The sequence below is a fragment of the Microbacterium sp. EYE_78 genome (assembly GCF_023149035.1).
Taxonomy (GTDB): domain Bacteria; phylum Actinomycetota; class Actinomycetes; order Actinomycetales; family Microbacteriaceae; genus Microbacterium.
In genome coordinates this window covers 1-21,021 of sequence record NZ_JAHXMY010000001.1, presented here as the reverse complement: position 1 = coordinate 21,021, position 21,021 = coordinate 1, and the positions used below count along the sequence as shown (strand labels likewise).

The following is a 21,021-nucleotide window of genomic DNA, read 5'->3' as shown; positions in this document are numbered from 1 at the left end:
TCCGCATGACGAGGGCCCCGGCGCATCGCGCGTCGGGGCCCTCGTTCGTCCGCTGGGCGTCAGGCGTCGATGAGCTCGGCTGCCTTCGCCCGCTTCCGTGCGACGACCTTGCCGCGGACCGAGAACACCAGCACGATCGCGAGCAGCGCGTACAGGGTGATCGAGATCGGTCCCTGCACGAGCACCGAGAAGTCGCCGTTGGCGCTCATCGCGGCATCCCGCAGGCTCGTCTCGGCCAGGGGCCCGAGGACCATGCCGATGATGAGGGGCGCGAGGGGGAAGTCGAGCGCCCGCATCAGGAAGCCGAGCAGTCCGATGCCGAGGAGCATCACCAGATCGAAGGTCGAGCCCGACGTGGCGTAGATGCCGAGCCCGCAGAACATCGTGATGCCGGCGTAGAGGTAGGGGCGGGGGATGAGCAGCAGCTTCGCCCACAGCATCGCGAACGGCAGGTTCAGGATGAGGAGCACCACCATCGCGATGAAGAAGCTCGCCAGCAGCGACCAGACGAGGTCGGGTGCGCGGTCGAACAGCAGCGGTCCCGGCTGCAGACCGTACTGCCGGAAGGCGGCGAGCATGATCGCCGCCGTGGCCGAGACCGGCAGCCCGAGGGCCAGGAGGGCGCCCATCGCCATGCCGGTGGTGGAGTTGCCCGCCGCCTCGGGGGCGGCGAGACCGCGGATGGCGCCCTTGCCGAACATGGGGTTCCTGCGGCGCTGGTCGAGACGCTTCTCGAGGCCGTAGGCGAGGAAGGTCGGGATCTCGGAGCCACCGGCGGGGACGACGCCGAAGGGGAGGCCGATCGCGGTGCCCCGGAGCCACGCGGGCGCCGCCTCCTTCAGCTCGCGACGGCTGAGCCACGGGCGTCCCGTCGGTCTGATGAGCGCCTTGTCGGTCATGTGACGCTCGAGGCACGCGACGTAGATGACCTCGCCGAGCGCGAGGATCGCGACGGTGACGGTGACGAGCGAGATGCCGTCGAACAGGTTCGGGGAGTCCATCGTGAAGCGCGGTGCACCCGAGACGCCGTCGACGCCGATGACCGCGATGCCGAGGCCGATGAACAGCGATGTCAGGCCCTTGATCGCACTGTCGGCGACGACCGACGACGTGGCGGCGAACGCGAAGACCGCGAGGGCGAAGAACTCCGCGGGACCGAACCGGCTCGAGAAGTCCGCGAGGGCGGGGGCCACGAACACCACGACGATCGAGGCCACCATGCCGCCGATGAACGCGCCGATGGCGGCGGTGGCGAGCGCCTGTGCGGCGCGGCCGTTCAGCGCCATCTTGTGCCCCTCGAACGTCGAGGCGATGGCGGATGCCTGGCCCGGCGTGTTCATCAGGATGCCCATCGTCGAGTCGCCGAACAGGCCCCCGAAGTAGACGCCGGCGAACATGATGAACGCGGCCGTCGGGTCGAGCGAGAAGGTGATGGGCAGCAGGAGCGCGACGGCCATCGACGATCCGAGACCGGGGAGCACGCCGACGGCGGTGCCGAGGAGGCATCCGATCAGCACCCAGAGGAGGTTCGCGGGGGTGAGCGCGCCGGCGAAGCCCTCGCCGAGCAGTGTCAGGACATCCATGTCAGAACCCTCCGAGAAGACCGGACGGGAGGGGCATCCCGAGCAGCATGTCGAAACCGATGTACGCCAGCGAGCTCAGGGTGAACCCGACCGCAAGGCTCTGGAGCGGCCGCGCGGCTCCGAACGCGCGCGCCACGCACCAGAAGAGCAGGCCCGCCGCGATCACCCATCCGAGGAACTCGAGCAGGAACGCGAAGGCCAGGAACGACAGGACGACCCACGCGAACGACCGGATGTCGACGCGGACGGCGCGCGCGGGCTCGTCGCCCGATGCGACGGGATCGGGCGTCGCACGGATCTCGCGGATCGCCGAGACGACCAGGGCCGCTGCGAAGGCGTAGAGGCCCGCTGCGATGATGCCGGGGAAGAACTGCGGTCCGGGGAACGCGGTGCCTTCGGGAACCCGCATCGTGACGATGCCGACGACGAGGTAGGTTGCGAACGCGGCGAGGATCACCGGCATCGTCAGGCCCTTCAGCAGGGCGGCGAGGCCGGGACCCGAGACGAGGCGCAGGCGTTCGCCGATGACGGCCGAGGCCGAGGTGGGGTTGGCGGGGAAGGTCACAGGCCCATCTCCTCGTAGAGTGCGCGGATGCGGGATTCCTCGTCCTGCAGGAAGGCGTCGAGGTCGTCGCCGGTGATGATGCGCTCGGTCCAGTGGTAGCGGTCCATCGCGTCTGCCCACTGGGGGGTCGCGACGCTGTCGAGCACGAGGTCGGTGAGCGCCTCGCGGTCGTCCTCGTCGAGACCGGTCGGGGCCGAGAGTGACCGCCAGTTCGTGAGCGAGACGTCGAACCCCTGGTCCTTCGCCGTCGGGATGTCGATGCCGTCGATGGGCTGGCTCGCGACGAGCGCCAGGGCGCGGAGGCGGCCCGCCTCGATCTGGTCGATGTTGTCGGGGTACCCGCCCGCAGCCGCCTGGGCGGTGCCGTTCAGGAGTGCCTGGATGGCCTCACCGCCGCCGTCGGAGGAGATGTAGGTCGTGTCGATCGGATCGATGCCGGCCGCGAGGGCGAGGTCGGTGACGACGAGCTGGTCGAAGGAGCCGCCGCCGGTCCACGGGATCGACTTCGGATCCTCCTTCCACGCCGCGACGAGGTCGTCGAGGGAATCGTAGGGCGAGTCGGCGGGGACGACGATCACGTCGTACTCCTCGACGACGACGGCCAGCGGCGTCACGTCGTCGAGGGTCGCCGCCGAGTCGAACTGGATCGTCGCCGCCAACAGGCCCGTGCCGCCGACCAGCATGTTGTTCGGCTGGCCCTCGAGGACCGACACGTTGCCGAGGGCGATGGTGCCGCCGGCGCCTGGCATGTTCACGACCTGCACGTTGTTGACGAGGCCGTTCGCCTTCTGCGCCTGCTGCAGTTCGCGAGCGACGCCGTCCCAGCCGCCGCCGGCTGCGGCGGGCGCGATGATCGTCATCGAGGCGCCCACCTCCTGCCCGGACGCGGCCGACGAGATCGAACCGACGGCCGCGGTCCCGATGGCGGCGACGGCGATCGCGCCGCCGATGACGCGGCCGATGACGGTCCGCGGGGTCGCGCGGGTCGCGCGGGTCGTGGGGGTGTCTGTGGGGGTCATCATCGCTCCGTTCGCGCGGACATCGTCGTCTCCGCGAGATCGAAATAGGATGTCAGCGCGCGGTGCCGAGTCGGCATCCGTCGGTGGTTGTTCTCTTAAACGTTCACGGACCGCGCGACCGACGAGGAGTGGTGCACGATGGCGTCTCCGCTGCGGCCCCGTGTGGTGCGGTTGCTGCTGCTCGTCCTGCCGTCGATCGTCACGCTCGCGGCGCTGTCGGTGACGGTCGCGGTGGCCATGACGGTCCAGGAGCGCACGATCCGCGACGCGACGGCCGAGCGGGTCATGGGTGTCGCGGAGAGCCTCGCGGGCCTCGACGACGTGCGAGCGACCCTTTCGGCGACGACGGATGCCGGGACCCCGACCGACCTCGCGGACGCCGCCGATCTCGCCTCGGCGACGGCGGCGCTGCAGCCGCTCGCCGAGCTGGTGGGCGAGTCGGCCGGGGTGTACTACGTCGTCATCACGGACGACGAGGGGGTCCGGATCACGCATCCGTCGGCATCCGAGCGCGGCGTGCAGGTGGAGACGACAGGCGCCCCCGTGCTCGCGGGCGAGACGTTCCTCGGCACCGAACGCGGCGCCTCCGGGCCGTCGCTGCGTGCGAAGGTCCCCGTGCGCGACGGGGAGCGCATCGTCGGCATGGTGGCGGTGGGCGTGTTGGAGTCGAGCATCGCGGCCGATCGGGATGCGGCGCTCGCCGCCCTGCTGCCGTGGGGGATCGGCGCGCTCGTGATCGCGACGCTGGCGAGCTCCGCGCTGACGGCCGCGGTCGAGCGGCGGTTCCGGCGCGCGGACGTGGTGGCCGCCGAGAATGCGCAGATGCGCCGGACGACGGCGGCGCTGGGCGAGCAGGCCCATGAGTTCGGCACACGACTGCATGTGATCCACGGACTGGTCTCACGGGGCGACGCCGCCGAGGCGCTCGGCTACATCGAGGATGTGGTCCCCGTCGCGACGGCCGACGTCGACAGCGGCGACGGCCGGCCGCTCGCGTCAGCAACGATGCACGCGGTGCGGGCGGAGCTGCTCGAATGGGGTGCGCAGGCGGAATTCGACATGGCGCTCGAGGGCGATCTGGACGACGCCGCGGTCACGGTCGTCACGAACCTCTGCCGCAACGCCGGCGAGGCGGGCGCGACCCGCGTGCGCTGCGTGCTCCGTGACACCGCCGGAGTGCTCGCGGGCGCGGTGGACGACGACGGCCCGGGCGTCGATCCTCGGATGGCCGGCCGCATCTTCGGGCAGGGCGTCACGACGAAGCCCGACGGGTCGGGGTTCGGCCGCGGATACGGGCTCGAGACGGTCCGCCGGACGGTCACCTCGCGCGGGGGGACGATCGAGGTCGGTCCGTCGCCGCTCGGCGGTGCGCGGTTCGCGTTCGAGATGGAGCGGGTGTGAGCGAAGCGTCGATCCGGGTGCTCGTCGTCGACGACGACCGCGGTGCACGGGCACTGCACTGCGGTTTCGTCGACGACGTGTCCGGGTTCACGGTCGCGGGTGCGGCCGGAACGGGGGAGGATGCCGTCGCCCGCAGCGCTTCGGGCGTCGACCTCGTGCTGCTCGACATGCGCCTGCCCGACATCAGCGGTGTGGAGGTACTGCACCGGCTGCGGACGCTCGGCGGGGACGGTCCGGATGTGCTGGTGATCAGCTCGTCGAACGATCAGACGACCGTTCGACAGGCGCTCGCCGCCCGCGTCGTGGGGTATCTCGTGAAGCCGTTCACCGAGGCGGCGCTGCGTGCCCGGCTCGAGCGGTACCGCGAGCAGGTGCAGGCGCGGTCGGATGCCGGTCGTGAGCGCCCGCTCGCCCAGGGCGAGATCGATCGACTGCTGGCGACCGGCGGCATCCGCACCGTCGCGGCCGCGACACGCGAGAGCGGCACGAGGCCGCTGCCGAAAGGGCTGGCGCTCCCGACGCTCGACCGCGTGCTCGCGGCGCTCGATGCCGTCACGGGGCGCTCGGTCGCCGAGGTGGCGGAGGACTGCGCGATGTCGCGCGCGACGGCGCACCGGTACCTGGCGCATCTCGCGGAGACGGGGGCCATCGTGGTGGCGCATCGGTATGGCCGGCGAGGGCGCCCCGAGGTGCTGTACCGCCTCGCGCCGGTCTAGCGCGGACGGGGCGCCCGGTCGCGCTCAGCCGCCGAACGCGTCGCGGTAGAGCGTGTCGAGCTCCGGGGAGTCCTCGCCGCTCACGCCGCACGTCGCGACGACGCCGTCGGTCGCCGCGATCAGATAGGTCGTGTCGTCCTCGAAGACGATCGGCGCGCCGTCAATCGCGCTGTCCTCGCCCTGGGCCACCTCCACGGTGTCGCCGATGTCGCCGGCGAAGCGCTCCGCCACGGTGAGCGTCACGACACCGCCCTCGATGGAGGTGACGGTCGCGCGGAAGGCGTCGTCGGCCTGCGCGATCACCTCGGGGGTGATCTCCGCGCAGCTGGCCATCGCGCCACCGTCCGGCGCGAGCTCGAGCCGGGTGGCGGGTGCGGGCGGCGTCAGCGTCGCCGGCAGCACGAACGCTGCCGCGGCGGCGGCGACGGCGATGCCGCCGCCGAGGGCCCAGGCCCGCCGCGGGATGCGGACGCGCGGGCTCGGGGGTGCGGTGTCGGTGCGGGTCATGGTGTCCTCCACGAGTCGGGTGTGCTGATCGCCTCGCAGGGGTGCGAGCGACGCGGAGGGGTCGGCGCGACGGATCAGCTGTCGCAGGTCGTCCTGTTCGCCACGAGTCATCGTCCGCTCCTCTCCTTCACTCCGACATGTCCGTCCGCCGCCTGTTCCTTACGCCAGGCCTGGGCGAATCGTCCCCGCGCCCGGTGCAGCCTGACGGCGGCGGCGTTCGCCGTGATCCCGAGTGCGACCGCGATCTCGCGCGGCTCGAGCTGCTCCCACGACCACAGTCGCAGCACCTCGGCATCCGGCGGTCTCAGCGTCGCGAGGACGGCACGGACGGCGTCGTCGACCTCGTCGCTCGGTTCCGAATGCGCGCACGGTGGATCGATCGCGCGGATGCGGTTCGCCAGGCGGTCCCGACGCCGTGAGGCTCGATCGGCGTTGGCGAGCTGCAGGCGGGCCACCCCGATCGCCCACGCGATGTGCTCGGCGGGGACGTCGTCCAGTCGCCGCCACAGCGCGAGGAGCGTCTCGGACAGGACGTCGTCGACGTCGGCAGCCGCCGCCCGGCGCGCGACATAGCGCCGCACGGGCTCGGTGACGTCGGCTGCGATCTCTTCGAAGCGCCGACGACGGTCTGCGTGGGACATGGCCACCATGCTGACCCATGTCCGGCACTGGGACGGTTCTTACTCGCCGTGCGACGCCGGCGGAATCTCGAGCAGGTGCAGGAAGTCCTCGAACAGGCCCTCCATGTCGACGGCGTCCGGGTCGAGCAGCCACTGCAGCTGGAGGCCGTCCATCATGGCGGTCACCAGTTGGCCGACGCGCTCCGGGTCGAGGTCGGTGCGCAGCTCGCCCTGCTCCTGCAGGCGGGAGAACGACTCGTCGTCCTGATGGCGGATGGCTCGGTAGCGCTCGCGGAAGGACTCGTGCGCCGGATGCTGCGGGTCGGTCGCTTCGGCCGAGAGCACGACGTGCAGCGCCACGAGACCGGGGGAGCGGGTGTTGCGGGCGACCTGCTCGCGCATGGTGTCGACGAAGGCGACACCTGCGGCCTCGGATTGCTCGCGGCGGTCGCGGTCGATCTCGTCGCGCGCGGCGATCGTGGCCGCGAGCAGGCCCATCTTCGATCCGAAGTGGTGCAGCAGGCCGGCATCCGAGATGCCGACACGGCGGGCGATCTCACGCAGCGACGTGCCGCGGTAGCCCTGTTCGCCGAACACCTCGACGGCGGTCTCGAGGATCGTGGACCGCCGCTTGTCGCCGCGCACCCGTCGGAGGTCGGGGCGCTCAGGGACATCGGGCTCGGGGGCATCGGGCTCGGCGTTCTCGGCTGCGTTGCTCATCGGCCTGCTCTCTTGCGAGGGGGGTTGCCGCCAGTCTATGCTCAACAAACTAAGCGAGCAGTTGCTAAGTTAGTTTCCCGATCAGCTGCCGCGGCGTCAAGACTCGATGAGGAGGATCCCGTGAAGATGCGGAACAAGGCACTCGCGTTCGGAGCGATCGGTGTGGTGGGCATGCTGGCCCTCGCCGGATGCGGCCGGGCGGACGACGCCGGCCAGGGCGGTGGCGGCGAGGCCGTCACGGTCGACGATTCCCCCGCGACCGGTGAGATCGAGATCTGGGCGATGGGTGAGGAGGGCGAGAACCTCGGCGACTTCGCCGACGCCTTCGTCGAGGACAATCCCGAGGCGAGCGTCACCGTCACGTCCATCCCGTGGACGGACGTGATGACCAAGTACCAGACCGCCGTCGCCGCCGGCACCGTTCCCGATGCGATCATGATCGGCTCGTCGCTGCTGCCCTCGATGGTCGCAGCGGGTGGCCTCGCACAGGTGCCCGACGACCTCGTCGACGACGACTCGTTCAACGAGACCGCGCTCGAGTCGACCGAGGTCGAGGGCACGGCGTACGCCGTGCCGTGGTACGTCGAGACGCGCGTCATGTACTACCGGACCGACCTCGCCGAGCAGGCGGGAGTCGAGGCTCCGAAGACGTGGGACGACCTGACCGCCTTCGCGACGGCGATGCAGGAGAACGGGTCGGACTACGGCATCCAGTTGCCGATGGGTGACGCCGAGGACTCGACGCAGGTCATCCTGCCGTTCTACGCGCAGGCCGGCGGCGAGGTGCTGAACGACGACGGCACCGCCTATGCGTGGGACGAGGCTGCCCTCACCGACGCGCTCGAGTACTACGCCTCGTTCTTCACCGAAGGTCTCGCGCCCATGTCCGGTTATGGCGACGAGCAGACGGCCGCGTTCGCGAGCGGTTCGAACCCCGCGTTCATCTCCGGCCCGTGGATGGTCGGCGTGCTGGGCGACCAGGAGTCGCCGGAGTGGGTCGACGAGAACGTCGGCACCGCGCCGGTGCCGGCTGGCGCCGACAACAACGACTCGTACCTCGGCGGCGGGCACCTCGGTGTGTTCGAGGACGCGGAGAACGCCGACGGCGCCTGGAAGCTCATCAAGTGGCTCTCCGACCCCGAGACGCAGCAGCAATGGTTCGAGACGGTCAACGCCTTGCCGGCCGTGACCTCCGCCCTCGACTCCGAGCCGTTCACCTCCGACCCGCGCCTGTCGGTCCTGAACGAGCAGCTCGAGGACACCGTGGCTCCGCCGTCGGTGCCGAGCTGGAACGAGATGTCGGCGTTCATCGAGACCGAGGCCGAGAAGGTCGCCAACGGCAGCAGTGCGGCGGATGCGGCATCCGCCATCATCGCCAAGGCCGAGTCGCTCGGCACGGGCTGGTAACCATCGTGGCGCTCGTCTCGACGAGCGCGGCTGGGCGGCGAGGAGGCTTCGCCGCCCAGCGGCGCCGCACCGCGGTGGTGGCGTGGCTGTTCGCCCTGCCGTTCCTCGTCATCTTCGCTGTCTTCATGCTCGGCCCGCTGCTGGGCTCGTTCGCGATGTCGTTCACCGATCTCGGCGTGCGGGACCTGCGCTCGCCGTTCTCGGTCAACGTGATCGGGTTCGACAACTTCGTCGCGCTGTTCCAGGACGAACTGTTCGTGAAGTCGATCGTCAACACCTTCTACTTCGTCGGTGTCGGCATCCCGCTCACGATGGCGCTCGGACTGCTGCTGGCGGTCGCGCTGAACTCGGGCATCGAGAAGTTCCGCAGCGTCTTCCGGGTGGGCTTCTACACGCCGGTCGTGACATCGATCGTCGCGGTCGCCGTCGTGTGGAAGTTCATCCTGCAGGACTCAGGGCTGCTCAACACGGTGCTGTCCTGGGTCGGGATCAACGGCCCGGATTGGCTGAACGACCCGGTCTGGGCGATGCCGTCGATCATCGTGATGGGCGCCTGGCGCAACATGGGCACGCTCATGATCATCTTCCTGGCGGGCCTGCAGGCGATCCCGCGGGACGTCTACGAGGCCGCCGAGGTCGACGGCGCGAGCGCCTGGCGTCGTTTCACGAGCATGACGCTGCCGCTCATGCGGCCGACGCTGCTGCTCGGCGCGGTCCTCCTGTCGGTCGGCTTCCTGCAGGTCTTCGAGGAGCCCTTCGTGATGACCCAGGGTGGTCCGCTGAACTCGACCCTCACCATCAGCTACTACGTCTACAACCAGTTCGGATACGGCGACTACTCGCTCGCGTCCGCGGCGGCCTACGTGCTGTTCGCGTTCATCGCAGCGCTGTCGGCCGTGCAGTTCCGGTTGCTGCGATCGAAGGACAACTGACATGGCGATCACGACGGTGACCGAGCCCGAGAAGGCCGCGGTGACGACGGATGCCGCGCCCCGCCGGCGTCGACGGCCGATCGGCTGGTCGCGCGGCGTCACCTACCTCGCGCTGACGATCGGGCTGCTCTTGACCCTCGCGCCGTTCATGTGGATGCTGCTCGGCAGCTTCAAGACGCAGGGCGAGCTGCTGCAGCGGCCCATCACGTGGTGGCCCGAGCAGGCGACGCTCGACAACTACTCGCAGTGGCTGACGCAGCTGGACTACGGACAGTTCTTCCTGAATTCGGTGGTCGTGGCGCTCGTCGTCGTGGTCGGCAACATCGTGTTCTGCTCGATGGTCGCGTATGCGCTCGCGAAGCTGGAGTTCCCCGGCAAGAAGGTGCTGTTCGGCCTCGTGCTGCTGACCTTGATGGTCCCGGGTGTCGTGACGCTCGTGCCGATGTTCGTCCTCGTCGCGAACATGGGCCTCGTCAACACGTATCCGGCGCTCATCCTGCCGTTCCTGGCGGGACCGCTCGGCGTGTTCCTCATGCGGCAGTTCATCATGGGCGTGCCGGACGCGCTGATCGAGGCGGCGCGCATCGACGGGGCGGGGGAGTGGCGCATCTTCTTGCGCGTCGTGCTGCCGCAGTGCGGCCCCCCGATCGCCACGCTCGCGATCCTCACCTTCCTCGGCTCGTGGAACAACTTCCTCTGGCCGCTCGTGGTGGCCCAGACCGAGCAGATGTACACCCTGCCGGTGGCGCTGTCGCTCTACTCGGTCGGGTCGAACGGCACGTACTACGGGCTGCTGATGGCGGGGTCGGTCCTCGTCGTGACGCCGATCCTGCTGCTGTTCCTGTTCCTGCAGCGCTACTTCGTGCAGGGCATCGCGATGACCGGACTGAAGTAGGTCGCCCGGCGGCTCGGCGTCGTGGTTCACCGATCGTTCACCGAACGGGGTACCGATCTGGGACTAGCCTGCGGGCATGACCAGGTCTCGGATCGTCCGCAGCATCGCCAGGGTGTTCGACCGTCTGCTCGGACCGGCGTCGTCGACGCGCCGCGACGATACGAAGCGCGCCGGCGGCCCCATATCAACCGATCCGAGGCAGGCTTCGCGTCGCGCCGAGGGCAGCACGGCGTGGACCCGCATCGGCGGTGGCGGCGCAGTTTGACCTCCGCCTCACAACACGAGGTGCGGTCGGCTCGTCATAACGGCGGGGATCCGCGTTCCAGCGGTTGAACCGACGCCGAATGTCCGCTGGAGCGCAGATTCCCGCTGAAGCGCGGGGCACGTGACGCGAGCGAGGGGCGGGTGACACCACGCACCCGCCCCTCGCTGTTCCGTCGTGTCAGCGGATCTCGAACGAGACCGCCCGCAGCACCTCGTCGCGGGACGACGGCCCGATGAGGAGGTCGAACTCCCCGGGTTCCACGATGCGGCGGCCGGCCGCATCCACGATCGTGCAGTCGGACGCCGGCAACTCGATCTCGACCGTCGCCGCAGCCGCTGGGGCGAGGTCGACGTGGCGGTACGTCTTCAGCTCTTTGTCGGCCCAGCTGACCGAGGTCACGGTGTCGCGCACGTAGACCTGGACGACCTCGTGCGCGGGGCGCGTGCCGGTGTTGCGGACGGTCACGCGGGCGCGGACGGTGTCCCCGCCGGAGACCACGGGCGTCAGGATCTCGGGCTCGTCGTACTCGACGGTCGTGTACGAGAGGCCGTCGCCGAACGCGAACGCCGGTTCCTGGGTGAGGTCGGCGTAGCGGTCGCCGTGCTGGCCGCGGATCTGGTTGTAGTACGTCGGCTGCTGGCCGGCGTGACGGGCGAACGAGATCGGCAGGCGTCCGGCGGGTTCGATCTCGCCGAGCAGCAACTCGGCGATCGCGCGACCGCCCTGCATGCCGGGGTTCGCGACCCAGACGACGGATGCCTCGCGCACCGACGCGGGCAGGATGAGCGGCTTCGACGCCATGAGCACGACGACGAGCGGCGTGCCCGTCGCCGCGAGGGCCTCGAGGAGTGCGCGCTGCCCGCCGATGAGCTCGAGGGTCGCGGTCGACCGGCCCTCGCCGACGAGCTCGATCCGGTCGCCGACGACGGCGACGACGACGTCGGAGCGCTCGGCGAGGGCGACCGCCTCGGCGATCCCCTCCTCGTCGGGGTCGCTCGGGACGACGATCGGCGGGCGCGGCTGCCCGTCGGGGAACGTGCCGGCGGGGTCGTCGGTCAGGCGCAGGATGTCGGCGCCCCGCGCGTACTCGACCGCCCCGCTCGAGCGTCCACGCAGCCCGTCGAGGACCGTCGTGATCTGCGCACGCGGGTGGCCGTCCGGCATCCAATCGACCTGTCCGGACGACCCGGCCCAGTCGCCCAGCTGGGTCTGCGCGTCATCGGCGAGGGGGCCGACGACGGCGATCCGGCGGGTGCCGGCGGCCAGCGGCAGGGTGCCGTCGTTGCGCAGCAGCACGAGCGAGCGGCGGGTCACCTCGAGGTTGAGGTCGGTGTGGGCGCTGCGGGCGACGACCGCGGCGATGCGCTCGCGGTCGGGCAGGCGGGGGTTCTCGAACAGACCGAAGCGGAACTTGAGCGACAGGATGCGCGCGACGGCCTGATCGATGTCGGCCTCGGTCAGCATCCCGCGTTCGACGGCCTCGAGCGCGCCGGAGAAGAACCCGGGCGTGGTCATGACCATGTCGTTGCCGGCCTTCACGGCGGCGGCCGCGGCGTGCACGAAGTCGGGCTGCACCTTCTGCTCCCACACCATGCGGCCGACGTTGTCCCAGTCGGTGATGAGGGTGCCGGTGTAGCCCCACTCGCCGCGGAGGACGTCGCTGAGCAGCCAGTCGTTCACGGTGATCGGCACGCCGTCGGTGGTCTGGTAGCCGAGCATGAAGGTGCGGCATCCCTCCCGAGCGACACGTTCGAACGGCGGCAGGAACCACGAGCGGAGCTTGCGGCGCGAGATGTCGGCCTCGCTCGCGTCGCGCCCGCCCTGCGTCTCGGAGTAGCCGGCGAAGTGCTTCGCGGTCGCGAGGATCGCGTCGGGGTCGTCCAGGCCGTCGCCCTGGTACCCGCGCACCATCGCCGAGGCGAGCTCGCCGATGAGGAACGGGTCCTCGCCGAACGTCTCGTTCACACGGCCCCAGCGCAGGTCGCGCGCGATGCAGAGGACGGGGGAGAAGGTCCAGTGGATGCCGGTGGCCGCCACCTCGGCCGCGGTCGCCGTCGCGACCTGCTCGACGAGCTCGGGATCCCACGTCGAGGCCATGCCGAGCTGTGTCGGGAAGATCGTGGCGCCCTCCCAGAACGAGTGCCCGTGGATGCAGTCCTCGGCCACCAGGAGCGGGATGCGCAGCCGCGTCTGCGCGGTGAGCTCGGCGGCGCGGAGCACCTTCTCGGGGGACGTGTGCAGGATCGACCCGGCGTGGCGCTCGAGCACGATGTGCTCGAGGTCTTCGCGGGCGTCGAACTGCATCATCTGCCCGACCTTCTCGGGGAGGGTCATGCGGCCGAGCAGGTCGGCGACCCGTTCCTCGACGGGCAGCGAGGCGTCCAGGTAGGGGGCGGTCGACAGGTCGACGACGGTCATGCGGTGGTGTCCTTCGAGGTGGAGACGGATGCGGAGGGGGCGCGGACGGCCGTGACGGCGTCGTTCACGTCGAGCCCCTTCTTCTTCATGGCGCGGGCGCGCTCGCCGGCCGACCGCAGACGCGGGTTGACGTACTCGTCGATGCCGAAGTTGATGAGCGAGAGCGCAACGCCGATGGCGGCGATGCACAGGCCCGGGGGCAGGTACCACCACCACTGGTTCTGACGGAACGCGCCCTGGGCGCTCGCCCAGTTGAGGATCGTTCCCCAGTTGTACGTGTCGACGGGGATGACGCCGATGTACGAGAGCGTCGTAAGGCCGAGGATCGCGGCGGTGACGGTGCCGACGAAGCTCGCGGCGATGAGTGCCATGAGGTTCGGCAGCATCTCGACCGCGATGATGCGAGCGAGCGGCTCGCCGTTGGCTCGGGCCGCCTGGATGAAGTCGCGATTGCGGAGCGACATCGTCTGCGCGCGCAGGACGCGTGCGCCCCATGCCCACCCGGTGATGCCGAGGACGGCGGCGATGAGGACGAGCGGCGGCGACTCGAACATCGACGCCACGATGATGATGAGCGGCAGGCCGGGGATGACGAGGAAGACGTTCGTGAGGGCGGAGAGGCTCTCGCTGCGCCACCCCTTCAGATACCCGGAGATGACCCCGACCACGATCGCGATGATCGTCGCGATGAGGGCGGCGAGGAAGCCGACCACGATCACGCCGCGGGTGCCGTGGATGACCTGGCTGAGGACGTCCTCGCCGATGTGGGTGGTGCCGAGCCAGTGCTCCGGCGACGGCGGCTGGAAGCGCGCGGTGTTGTCGACCTTCGTCGGCGAGTACGGCGCGAGAACGTCGGCGAAGATCGCGACGAGCACGAAGAAGCCGAGGATCGCGAGCCCCGTGATCGACTTGCCGTTGCGGAACATCGCGAACGCCGCGCCGAGCCGCGCGAGGAAGGTGGTCGGGGCGGGCTCGCTCTCGCGTGCCATGCGGATGGTGGCGGTGGTCGTCATCTCAGGCCTCCGTCTGACGGGTGCGCGGGTCGAGGAACGCGTAGGCGACGTCGGCGAGGATGTTCGCGACGAGCACCGAGAGCGTGATCACGAGGAAGACGCCCTGCATGAGCGCGTAGTCCTTCGCGTTCGTGGCGTCGAGCAGGAGCTTCCCGACGCCCGGGTAGCTGAAGACCATCTCCATGACGATCGTGCCGCCGACGATGAAGCCGATCGACAGGGCGAAGCTCTGGATCTGCGGGAGGACCGCGTTGCGGGCGGCGTAGCGCCAGAGGACGCGGGAGTTCGGCATCCCCTTGGCCTGCGCGACCGTGATGTAGTCCTCGTCGAGGACGGTGAGCATCATGTTGCGCATGCCGAGCATCCAGCCGCCGAGCGAGGCGATGACGATCGTGAGGGCCGGGAGGGTGCCGTGGTGGATCACCTGACCGATGAACTCCGGGGTGAGCTCGGGCGACATGCCCACGCCGTAGGCCTTGCCGATCGGGAACCAGCCGAGGTTGACCGAGAAGAGCGCGATTGCGAGCAGGCCGAGCCAGAAATAGGGGATGGTACTGAGGAACGTCGTGATCGGGATGAGGACCTCCGCCCGGCTGCCGCGGCGCCACCCGACGATCGCGCCGCCGATCGTCCCGATGAGGAACGAGAGGATGGTCGCGAAGCCGACGAGGCCGACGGTCCAGGGGAGCGCCTGCGAGATGACCTCGGTGACGGGGCGCAGGCCGTGCAGCAGCGAGACGCCGAGGTCGCCGCGCAGCAGCAGCGCCCAGTAGTCGAGGTACTGCTGCCACATGCTCTTGTCGGTGTCGATGCCGAGCAGTGAGCGGAGTGCGTCGGCGGCCTCGGGGCTGACGTTGCGGTTGCGGGCGAGGTACTGGTCGACCGCGTCGCCCTTCATGAGCCGGGGAAGGAAGAAGTTGATCGTGATCGCCGCCCACAGCGTGAACAGGTAGAACGCGGCGCGACCACCGAGGAAGCGCCACGGGATGCGGCTGCGCCCCTTCACGGCGACGGTGGACGTCGTCCCCGCCTCGAGTGCGTCCTCGACGGGGATCTGGGGTTCGACGGCGGTCACCTGGCACCTCCGGTGTAGTCGGCGAAGTGGCTCTCGGGGTCGGGGGAGGCGGCGCGCAGCTGCTGGGTGTACGGATGCTGCGGCCGCAGGATGACGTCGTCGGCGCTCCCGCGCTCGACGACACGACCCTGGTTCAGGACGAGGATCTCGTCGCTGAAGTGCCGTGCGGTCGCGAGGTCGTGGGTGATGTAGAGCACCCCGAGCCCCTCTTCGCGCTGCAGGTCGGCGAGGAGGTTGAGAACGCCGAGGCGGATGGAGACGTCGAGCATCGACACCGGTTCGTCGGCGACGAGCAGGCGCGGCCGCGACGCGAGGGCGCGGGCGATCGCGACGCGCTGGCGCTGGCCGCCCGAGAGCTCGTGCGGGCGGCGGTCGATGACGTCGGACTGCAGACGGACGCGGTCGAGCAGGCGCCGGACCTCGGCATCCATCTCGTCCTTCGGGACGACCTTGTCGAGGCGCAGCGGCCGCTCCACGTGGTGACGGATGGAGTGGTACGGGTTGAGTGAGGCGAAGGGGTCCTGGAAGACCATGCGCAGCTGCTGGCGGTAGGCGCGCAGGCCCGCGCCGCGCCGGGGGATCGGCGCGCCGTCGAGTCGGACCTCGCCGCGCGAGGGCGTCTCGAGCTGGGTGAGGATCTTCGCGATCGTGGACTTGCCGCTGCCCGACTGCCCGACGAGGCCGATCGTCCGGCCCGAGGTCAGGGTGAAGCTGACGTCGTCGAGGGCCGTGATCTGCCCGGCGCCGCGGACGTTGTAGATCTTCGTGACGCCGTCGAACTCGAGGGTGGTCATCGCGCCACCACCCCGCGCTCGCCGGTGAGCCTCGGGAACGACGACAGGAGGGTCCTCGTGTAGTCGTGCTTCGGTGCGTTCCAGATGCGCTCGGCGGTGTCGAGCTCGACGATCTCGCCCTCGCGCATGATCGCGATGCGGTCGCTGATCTCGAGGAGGAGGGGCAGGTCGTGGGTGATGAAGATGACCGAGAAGCCGAACTCGTGGCGCAGCTGCGAGATCTGCGCCAGGATCTCGCGCTGCACGAGCACGTCGAGCGCGGTGGTCGGTTCGTCCATGACCATGAGCTGGGGTCGCAGCGCCAGCGCCATGGCGATCATGACCCGCTGGCGCATGCCGCCCGAGAGCTCGTGGGGGAACGATCGGATGCGGTCGCCGCCGACTTTCACGATCTCGAGCAGCTCGACGACCGCCCGCCGGCGCTCGAAGCGCGACATGCCGGGGCGGTGGATCTCGAAGACGTCCTCGAGTTGGGATCCGATGGTCGCGACGGGGTTGAGGGCGTTCATCGCCCCCTGGAACACCATCGAGACCTTGTCCCACCGGAATCGGCGCATCTGCTCGGGATGGAGCGCGTTCACGTCGACGGTCTCGCCGGTCGTCCCGTCGTGGAACTCGACGGAGCCGCTGGAGATGATCGCCGGGGCTTTGAGGAGACGTTGGATGCCGTAGGCGAGTGTCGTCTTGCCGCATCCGCTCTCACCCGCGAGACCGAGGATCTCGCCGCGGCGGAGTTCGAGGCTGACGTTCTTCACGGCTTCGACGGGAGGGTCGACGTCGTACACGACGGAGAAGTCGCGGACGGAGAGCAACGGGTCGCGCATCGGTGCGGGCTCGCTTTCGGCTGGCGCGGGCAGGGGGAGGGCGGGGCGGATGCCGGTGGCACCCGCCCCGCGAGGGGAGTGTTACTCCGCGGGCTCGAGCGCGGTGAGGATCTGCACGATCCCCGGCTGCGTCGGGTCGCCCGAGGCGTACTGGTCGTCCTCGGACGGCCAGCCCACGTAGTTGCGGGTGTTGAACTCGCCGAGCAGCGGGTGGGCGCCGAGCGGAATCGCGGGCACCTCCTCGGCGAAGGCGGTCTGCAGGACGGCGGAGGCCGCCTGACGGTCCTCGTCGGAGGCCGCGTTGGCGTAGGTGTTGAGCGCCTCGGTCACCTTCGGGTCGTCGAAGCGGCCGAAGTTGAAGGCGGCCTTCCCGTCGACGATCCACTTGGGGTCCATCGTCGACGTGTACAGGCCGTACGCGTTGCCGGTGTCCTCGAGCCAGTGGATGATCGCCTGGAAGGTGCCCTCCTGGCGAGCGGCATCCCAGCCGCCCCAGTCGGGCTGGTCGACCTTGACCTCGATGCCGAGGGCCTCGTCGAGCTCTTCGGCGAGCAGGGCCTGCTCGGTGTTCCAGTCGCTCCAGCCGGCCGGGACCGAGATCGAGAACGACACCGCTTCGCCGTCGGGGTCGATGAGTGCATCGTTCTCCCACGTGTAGCCGGCGTCCTCGAGCACACCGCGTGCCTTGTCGACGTCGACCGAGTAGTCGACGCCCTGGTACTCGTCGATGATCTCGCTCTCGAGGACGCTGCCGAGGCCGGTGACGTTCCAGATGGGCTCGCTCGCGCCTTCGCGGGCGATGTCGACATAGGCCTGGCGGTCGATCGTCCACGCGAGCGCCTCGCGGAGCGCGGGATCGTTGAACGGCTTCGTCTGCAGGTTCATGAAGAGCGTGCCGGCGCCGGCGGTCGGCGAGACGAGGAACTGGTTGTCTTCGTCGGCCGAGAGGTAGCTCGACTCGATCTGCGGGATGAACGCTTGCGCCCAATCGGCCTCGCCCGAGACGAGCGCGGTGGTGAGGGCGGCGTTGTCGCCGTACGAGATGTAGTTGAGCTGCGGCACGGCGAGGTCGCCGCCCCAGTAGTCGGGGTTGGCGGTGAGGCTGACCGACTCGGTGGACCAGTTGTCGAGGACGTACGGTCCCGTGCCGACGGCCATGCCCTCACCGGTGAGGGGGTCGGTGTTCGGGTCGTCGATGCCCTCCCAGATGTGCTTCGGGACGATGGGGGTGTGGAGGACGCGGGCCTGGGCCGTGAACTTCGAGTTGCCGAAGGAGAGCGTCACGGCGTCGCCGTCGGCGGTGACGTCGGTCAGGTTCAGGCCGGCGCTGTCGGTGAGGGTGCCGCTGAGGTACTGCTCGAAGGTGAAGACGATGTCGTCGGCGGTGAAGTCGGTGCCGTCGCTCCAGGTGACGCCGCTGCGCGGGATGACGGTGAGCTGGGTGTAGTCGTCGTTCCATTCGACGGACTCGGCCAGCCACGGGGTCGTGCCGAGGTCGCCGGTGGGGTTGACCAGGGCGAGCGGCTCGAAGATGACCTTGGCGTAGCCGTACTTCGATGCCGACGAGTCGCCGAGGTAGGGGTTGTGCGACTCGGTGGTGATCGCGCCGTCGGGCTTGGCGATCGTGAGGGCGGCGCCGGAGCCTTCGCCCCCGTTGCTGTTGTTCGAGCCTCCGCCGGCAGCGCAGCCGGTGAGGATCAGAGCCGCGGTGAGACCGGCGGCGGCGAGGGAGGTCTTGAGCCTCATTGCTTCTCCTTCGTGGGTGGTCACGTCGCCGCGCAGAGCCCTTCGAAGAAGTCCCACTCGGCGTTGAGTGTGATTGCGTGAGTTAACTTACAATCTAGTAAGTAAGTTTTCAAGAGCGCCCCTGGCAAACGCTGTCGGGGCCGTGCGTAAACTCTGATCCGGCATCGAAGGAGAGGTGGATCATGGTCGACACCCGCCGTCAGCCGCGGTCGCGGCCCGCGACGATCGCGCGCCGCCGCGACATCCTGGATGCCGCGCTCGACATCTTCGGCGCGAAGGGCTACAGCGGCGGGACGCTGCAGGACATCGCCGATCAGGTCGGGATGACGCACGCCGGCATCCTCCATCACTTCGGTTCGAAGGATCAGCTGCTGCTGGAGGTGCTGACGCGTCGGGACGAGACGGACGTCGCGGATCTCGAGGATCAGCACATCCCGGGTGGCATCGACCTGTTCCGTCACCTCGTGCGGACAGCGTTCGCGAACGCTCGGCGGGCGGGGATCGTGCAGGCGTTCGCGGTGCTCTCGGCGGAGTCGGTGACGGAGGACCACCCGGGGCGGGCGTACTTCGAGGAGCGGTATCGCAATCTGCGCCTCGAGGTGACGACCGCATTCGAACGGGTGTGCAGGGAGCGCGGCATCACGTCGCCGGGCGCGATCGCGGATGGCGCGGCGAGCATCCTCGCGGTGATGGACGGTTTGCAGGTGCAGTGGCTGCTCGACCCGACGGCGGTCGATTTGGGGCGGTCATCGGAGTTCGCGATCGAGGCGATCGTCGCGGCCGTGTTGGAGCCTCGAGGCTCGGTGCTCGCTGCGCCGGCTCAGGGCTGATTCGGCCCGGAGAAGTAGTCGAGGCTGATCACGAGCGTCGCATCGCAAGGTGTGCTCGAGACGAAGACGGTCCGAGGGTCGAGCAGCGTCCCCTCGATGCGCAACTGGGGCGTGATGTCGAGGCTCTCCGCGAGGTGCTCAGATGAGACGCCCGCCCCGGGCTCCACCGTCAGCGATCGCCTGCATCCGCCGCTGGCGCACCCGATCTCGTCGGAGGTGACGGTCGCGCCCGGCGGCAGTTGCAGGACGGATGCCGGTGGCACGTCGCCTTCGGTGGACATCACCCACAGCCTCGCTACGTGGAGCCCGTATGCGACGAGCGCGGCGGTGAGGAACGCGATCGCCGTGAGGAGCGCCGCCGTGCGTCGGCTTCGTGCGGTCCAGGTCACGACCGTCAGGGTAACGCGCGGTGGGATGGCGGGCGCCGAGCCGTATGAACCGGGACGGCGTGGGCCCGCGCAGGACGGGGGAGCAATGCGTGGATCGATGCCGGGCGGAACACCCCGTGTCAGAACGGTGCGGGGTCGGATGCCGGTGGTGGCTGGTGTGTGCCGGGTCCGGTTCCGGATGGTCCGGACCCCGGAGGCGTGGCAGGGGTGAAGGCGACGGCCGGTGTGGGTGCGTCTTCTCTATAGGTCCTGCCTGCGGGTGAGGTCCATTCCAGGACACCACCCGACAGTTGTCGGACCCGCCATTTCGTGAATTGCTTCATGGAGTGGTGTCGTTGGCAGAGGTGGGCGAGGTTGCAGGTTTCGGTGCGGCCGCCGAGGGCGTGGTCGTGGGTGTGGTCGATCTCGCAGCGGATCGCGGGGACGCGACATCCGGGGAACCGGCAGTGCTGGTCCCGGGCTTGCAGGAACCGGCGCATCCCGGCCGGGACCCGGTATGAGTCGACCGCGGTCGTGACCTTCGTGACGGGGTCGTGGAACAAGCGTTCCCAGATCCGGGTGTCACCTGCGAGACGCCGCGCGGTGTTCGGGTCGATGGGCGACCGGCCGACGAGGTCGCACGGCCCGTCGTCCGCACCGGTGAGTGTGGCCGCGGGGACGAGGATCTGCACGCGGGCGCGGATCGCCCCGAGTGGCCCCGCGGTCGTGTCACGGGTGTCATCGAGCGCCGGGGTGCCGGCGAGGAGCAGGTCGGCGAGCACATCGGCGCGGACCTGGTCCGTCGAGCGCGCGTCGGACGCGGCGACGTCGTCGTCGGGCGTGGTCCGCTCGCCCCGGGTGTCGATGATCGCCCGTGCTTGTTGCGTGAGCCGGTCGTGGATCCCCTCGGCGATCACCGTCGGCAGGGTGGCGATCAGGTCGCTCATCCCGTCCCGCCCGGGGATCACCCGCACGCACCGCCCGGCGGCGGCATCCTCGTGCCGCTCCGCGAACGAGCGGGGGTGCATCCGCTGCGCCAGGATCTGCAGCTCCGCCCGAACCCGGTTGGGCGTGTCCTGCTCGCACCGCACGATCGCGAGCGCTTCGAACTCACCCCGCAGTTCGAACGGCACCGCGTTCCCGGCCTCGACGATCGCCTGCACGTGTCCCCGCACGATCCGTCCCGCCTCCCACGCGGCGACGGCGGCCGGGTAGCCGTCGATGATGACGAGGGCGTCGTCGATGCGCCGTTGCACGGTCCGGTCCGCGACCCGCATGACCCCGCCGACTTCCGCCGCGATCGCCCGCAACGCCATGTCGTGC

At 69.8% G+C, this 21,021-nt stretch carries 21 protein-coding genes; 7 read left to right on the top strand and 14 right to left on the bottom strand.

Annotated features, from left to right (window positions below; genetic code table 11):
• Positions 1 to 59: 59 nt before the first annotated feature.
• From KZX17_RS00105 to KZX17_RS00095, 3 genes are read right to left on the bottom strand one after another with little or no spacing between them, the layout of a single operon-like run.
• Positions 60 to 1,583, bottom strand: coding sequence for a tripartite tricarboxylate transporter permease (locus KZX17_RS00105; protein WP_248171623.1), 1,524 nt, complete (start codon positions 1,581 to 1,583; stop codon positions 60 to 62).
• Position 1,584: 1 nt separating this feature from the next.
• The gene (locus KZX17_RS00100; protein ID WP_248171624.1) at positions 1,585 to 2,148 is read right to left on the bottom strand and encodes a tripartite tricarboxylate transporter TctB family protein; all 564 of its coding nucleotides are present in this window, start codon (positions 2,146 to 2,148) and stop codon (positions 1,585 to 1,587) included.
• Entirely contained in the window at positions 2,145 to 3,167 is a 1,023-nt protein-coding gene (locus tag KZX17_RS00095) for a tripartite tricarboxylate transporter substrate binding protein (RefSeq protein ID WP_248171625.1), read from the bottom strand. The genes KZX17_RS00100 and KZX17_RS00095 overlap by 4 nt, the downstream gene beginning before the upstream one ends.
• A 138-nt stretch (positions 3,168 to 3,305) precedes the next feature.
• Here KZX17_RS00095 and KZX17_RS00090 point away from each other — a divergent pair, with 138 nt between their 5' ends.
• Together KZX17_RS00090 and KZX17_RS15140 are read left to right on the top strand one after the other, a co-directional pair.
• Complete coding sequence (locus tag KZX17_RS00090) at positions 3,306 to 4,568, top strand: ATP-binding protein (RefSeq protein ID WP_248171626.1); 1,263 nt, start codon at positions 3,306 to 3,308, stop codon at positions 4,566 to 4,568.
• Entirely contained in the window at positions 4,565 to 5,284 is a 720-nt protein-coding gene (locus KZX17_RS15140; RefSeq protein WP_248171627.1) for a response regulator, read from the top strand. Before KZX17_RS00090 ends, KZX17_RS15140 begins: the two co-directional genes overlap by 4 nt.
• A gap of 24 nt (positions 5,285 to 5,308) precedes the next feature.
• On the opposite strand, the gene KZX17_RS00080 is transcribed toward KZX17_RS15140, so the two are convergent.
• Genes KZX17_RS00080 through KZX17_RS00070 form a run of 3 tightly spaced genes read right to left on the bottom strand, consistent with a single transcriptional unit; the run spans position 5,309 to position 7,131 of the window.
• Complete coding sequence (locus KZX17_RS00080; protein ID WP_248171628.1) at positions 5,309 to 5,902, bottom strand: hypothetical protein; 594 nt, start codon at positions 5,900 to 5,902, stop codon at positions 5,309 to 5,311.
• Positions 5,899 to 6,432, bottom strand: a complete 534-nt coding sequence (locus KZX17_RS00075; protein WP_248171629.1) for an RNA polymerase sigma factor — start codon at positions 6,430 to 6,432, stop codon at positions 5,899 to 5,901. Before KZX17_RS00075 ends, KZX17_RS00080 begins: the two co-directional genes overlap by 4 nt.
• A 39-nt stretch (positions 6,433 to 6,471) precedes the next feature.
• A complete protein-coding gene (locus KZX17_RS00070) occupies positions 6,472 to 7,131 on the bottom strand; it encodes a TetR/AcrR family transcriptional regulator (RefSeq protein WP_248171630.1) in 660 nt (219 codons plus the stop codon).
• A 126-nt stretch (positions 7,132 to 7,257) separates the two neighbouring features.
• Here KZX17_RS00070 and KZX17_RS00065 point away from each other — a divergent pair, with 126 nt between their 5' ends.
• The 4 genes from KZX17_RS00065 to KZX17_RS00050 all read left to right on the top strand — a co-directional run bounded on the left by KZX17_RS00065 (position 7,258) and on the right by KZX17_RS00050 (position 10,630).
• Entirely contained in the window at positions 7,258 to 8,538 is a 1,281-nt protein-coding gene (locus KZX17_RS00065; protein ID WP_248171689.1) for an extracellular solute-binding protein, read from the top strand.
• Between the two features lie 5 nt (positions 8,539 to 8,543).
• On the top strand, positions 8,544 to 9,470 hold the full coding sequence (locus KZX17_RS00060) for a carbohydrate ABC transporter permease (protein WP_157532618.1): 927 nt from the start codon (positions 8,544 to 8,546) through the stop codon (positions 9,468 to 9,470).
• Position 9,471: 1 nt separating this feature from the next.
• Entirely contained in the window at positions 9,472 to 10,365 is an 894-nt protein-coding gene (locus KZX17_RS00055) for a carbohydrate ABC transporter permease (protein ID WP_248171631.1), read from the top strand.
• 76 nt (positions 10,366 to 10,441) lie between these two features.
• Positions 10,442 to 10,630, top strand: coding sequence for a hypothetical protein (locus KZX17_RS00050; RefSeq protein WP_248171632.1), 189 nt, complete (start codon positions 10,442 to 10,444; stop codon positions 10,628 to 10,630).
• A 177-nt stretch (positions 10,631 to 10,807) separates the two neighbouring features.
• On the opposite strand, the gene KZX17_RS00045 is transcribed toward KZX17_RS00050, so the two are convergent.
• The 6 genes from KZX17_RS00045 to KZX17_RS00020 form a co-directional block, all read right to left on the bottom strand.
• Entirely contained in the window at positions 10,808 to 13,048 is a 2,241-nt protein-coding gene (locus tag KZX17_RS00045) for a glycoside hydrolase family 3 N-terminal domain-containing protein (RefSeq protein ID WP_248171633.1), read from the bottom strand.
• Positions 13,045 to 14,061: an ABC transporter permease gene (locus tag KZX17_RS00040; RefSeq protein WP_248171634.1), complete on the bottom strand. Its 1,017-nt coding sequence runs from the start codon at positions 14,059 to 14,061 to the stop codon at positions 13,045 to 13,047. Before KZX17_RS00040 ends, KZX17_RS00045 begins: the two co-directional genes overlap by 4 nt.
• Position 14,062: 1 nt before the next feature.
• Positions 14,063 to 15,136 (bottom strand): ABC transporter permease, encoded by a 1,074-nt coding sequence (locus KZX17_RS00035; RefSeq protein WP_248171635.1) that lies wholly within the window; start codon positions 15,134 to 15,136, stop codon positions 14,063 to 14,065.
• Positions 15,133 to 15,930, bottom strand: coding sequence for an ABC transporter ATP-binding protein (locus KZX17_RS00030; RefSeq protein WP_248171636.1), 798 nt, complete (start codon positions 15,928 to 15,930; stop codon positions 15,133 to 15,135). Before KZX17_RS00030 ends, KZX17_RS00035 begins: the two co-directional genes overlap by 4 nt.
• On the bottom strand, positions 15,927 to 16,754 hold the full coding sequence (locus KZX17_RS00025) for an ABC transporter ATP-binding protein (RefSeq protein WP_248171637.1): 828 nt from the start codon (positions 16,752 to 16,754) through the stop codon (positions 15,927 to 15,929). The genes KZX17_RS00030 and KZX17_RS00025 overlap by 4 nt, the downstream gene beginning before the upstream one ends.
• Positions 16,755 to 16,835: 81 nt before the next feature.
• Positions 16,836 to 18,500 (bottom strand): ABC transporter substrate-binding protein, encoded by a 1,665-nt coding sequence (locus tag KZX17_RS00020; protein WP_248171638.1) that lies wholly within the window; start codon positions 18,498 to 18,500, stop codon positions 16,836 to 16,838.
• A gap of 182 nt (positions 18,501 to 18,682) precedes the next feature.
• Here KZX17_RS00020 and KZX17_RS00015 point away from each other — a divergent pair, with 182 nt between their 5' ends.
• The gene (locus KZX17_RS00015; RefSeq protein ID WP_248171639.1) at positions 18,683 to 19,330 is read left to right on the top strand and encodes a TetR/AcrR family transcriptional regulator; all 648 of its coding nucleotides are present in this window, start codon (positions 18,683 to 18,685) and stop codon (positions 19,328 to 19,330) included.
• Here the strand turns inward: KZX17_RS00015 and KZX17_RS00010 are convergent.
• Both KZX17_RS00010 and KZX17_RS00005 read right to left on the bottom strand, forming a co-directional pair.
• Positions 19,321 to 19,719, bottom strand: a complete 399-nt coding sequence (locus tag KZX17_RS00010) for a hypothetical protein (RefSeq protein ID WP_248171640.1) — start codon at positions 19,717 to 19,719, stop codon at positions 19,321 to 19,323. The genes KZX17_RS00015 and KZX17_RS00010 overlap by 10 nt on opposite strands.
• 119 nt (positions 19,720 to 19,838) lie before the next feature.
• The coding region (locus KZX17_RS00005) for an HNH endonuclease signature motif containing protein (protein ID WP_248175548.1) at positions 19,839 to 21,021 on the bottom strand (1,183 nt) is incomplete at its 5' end.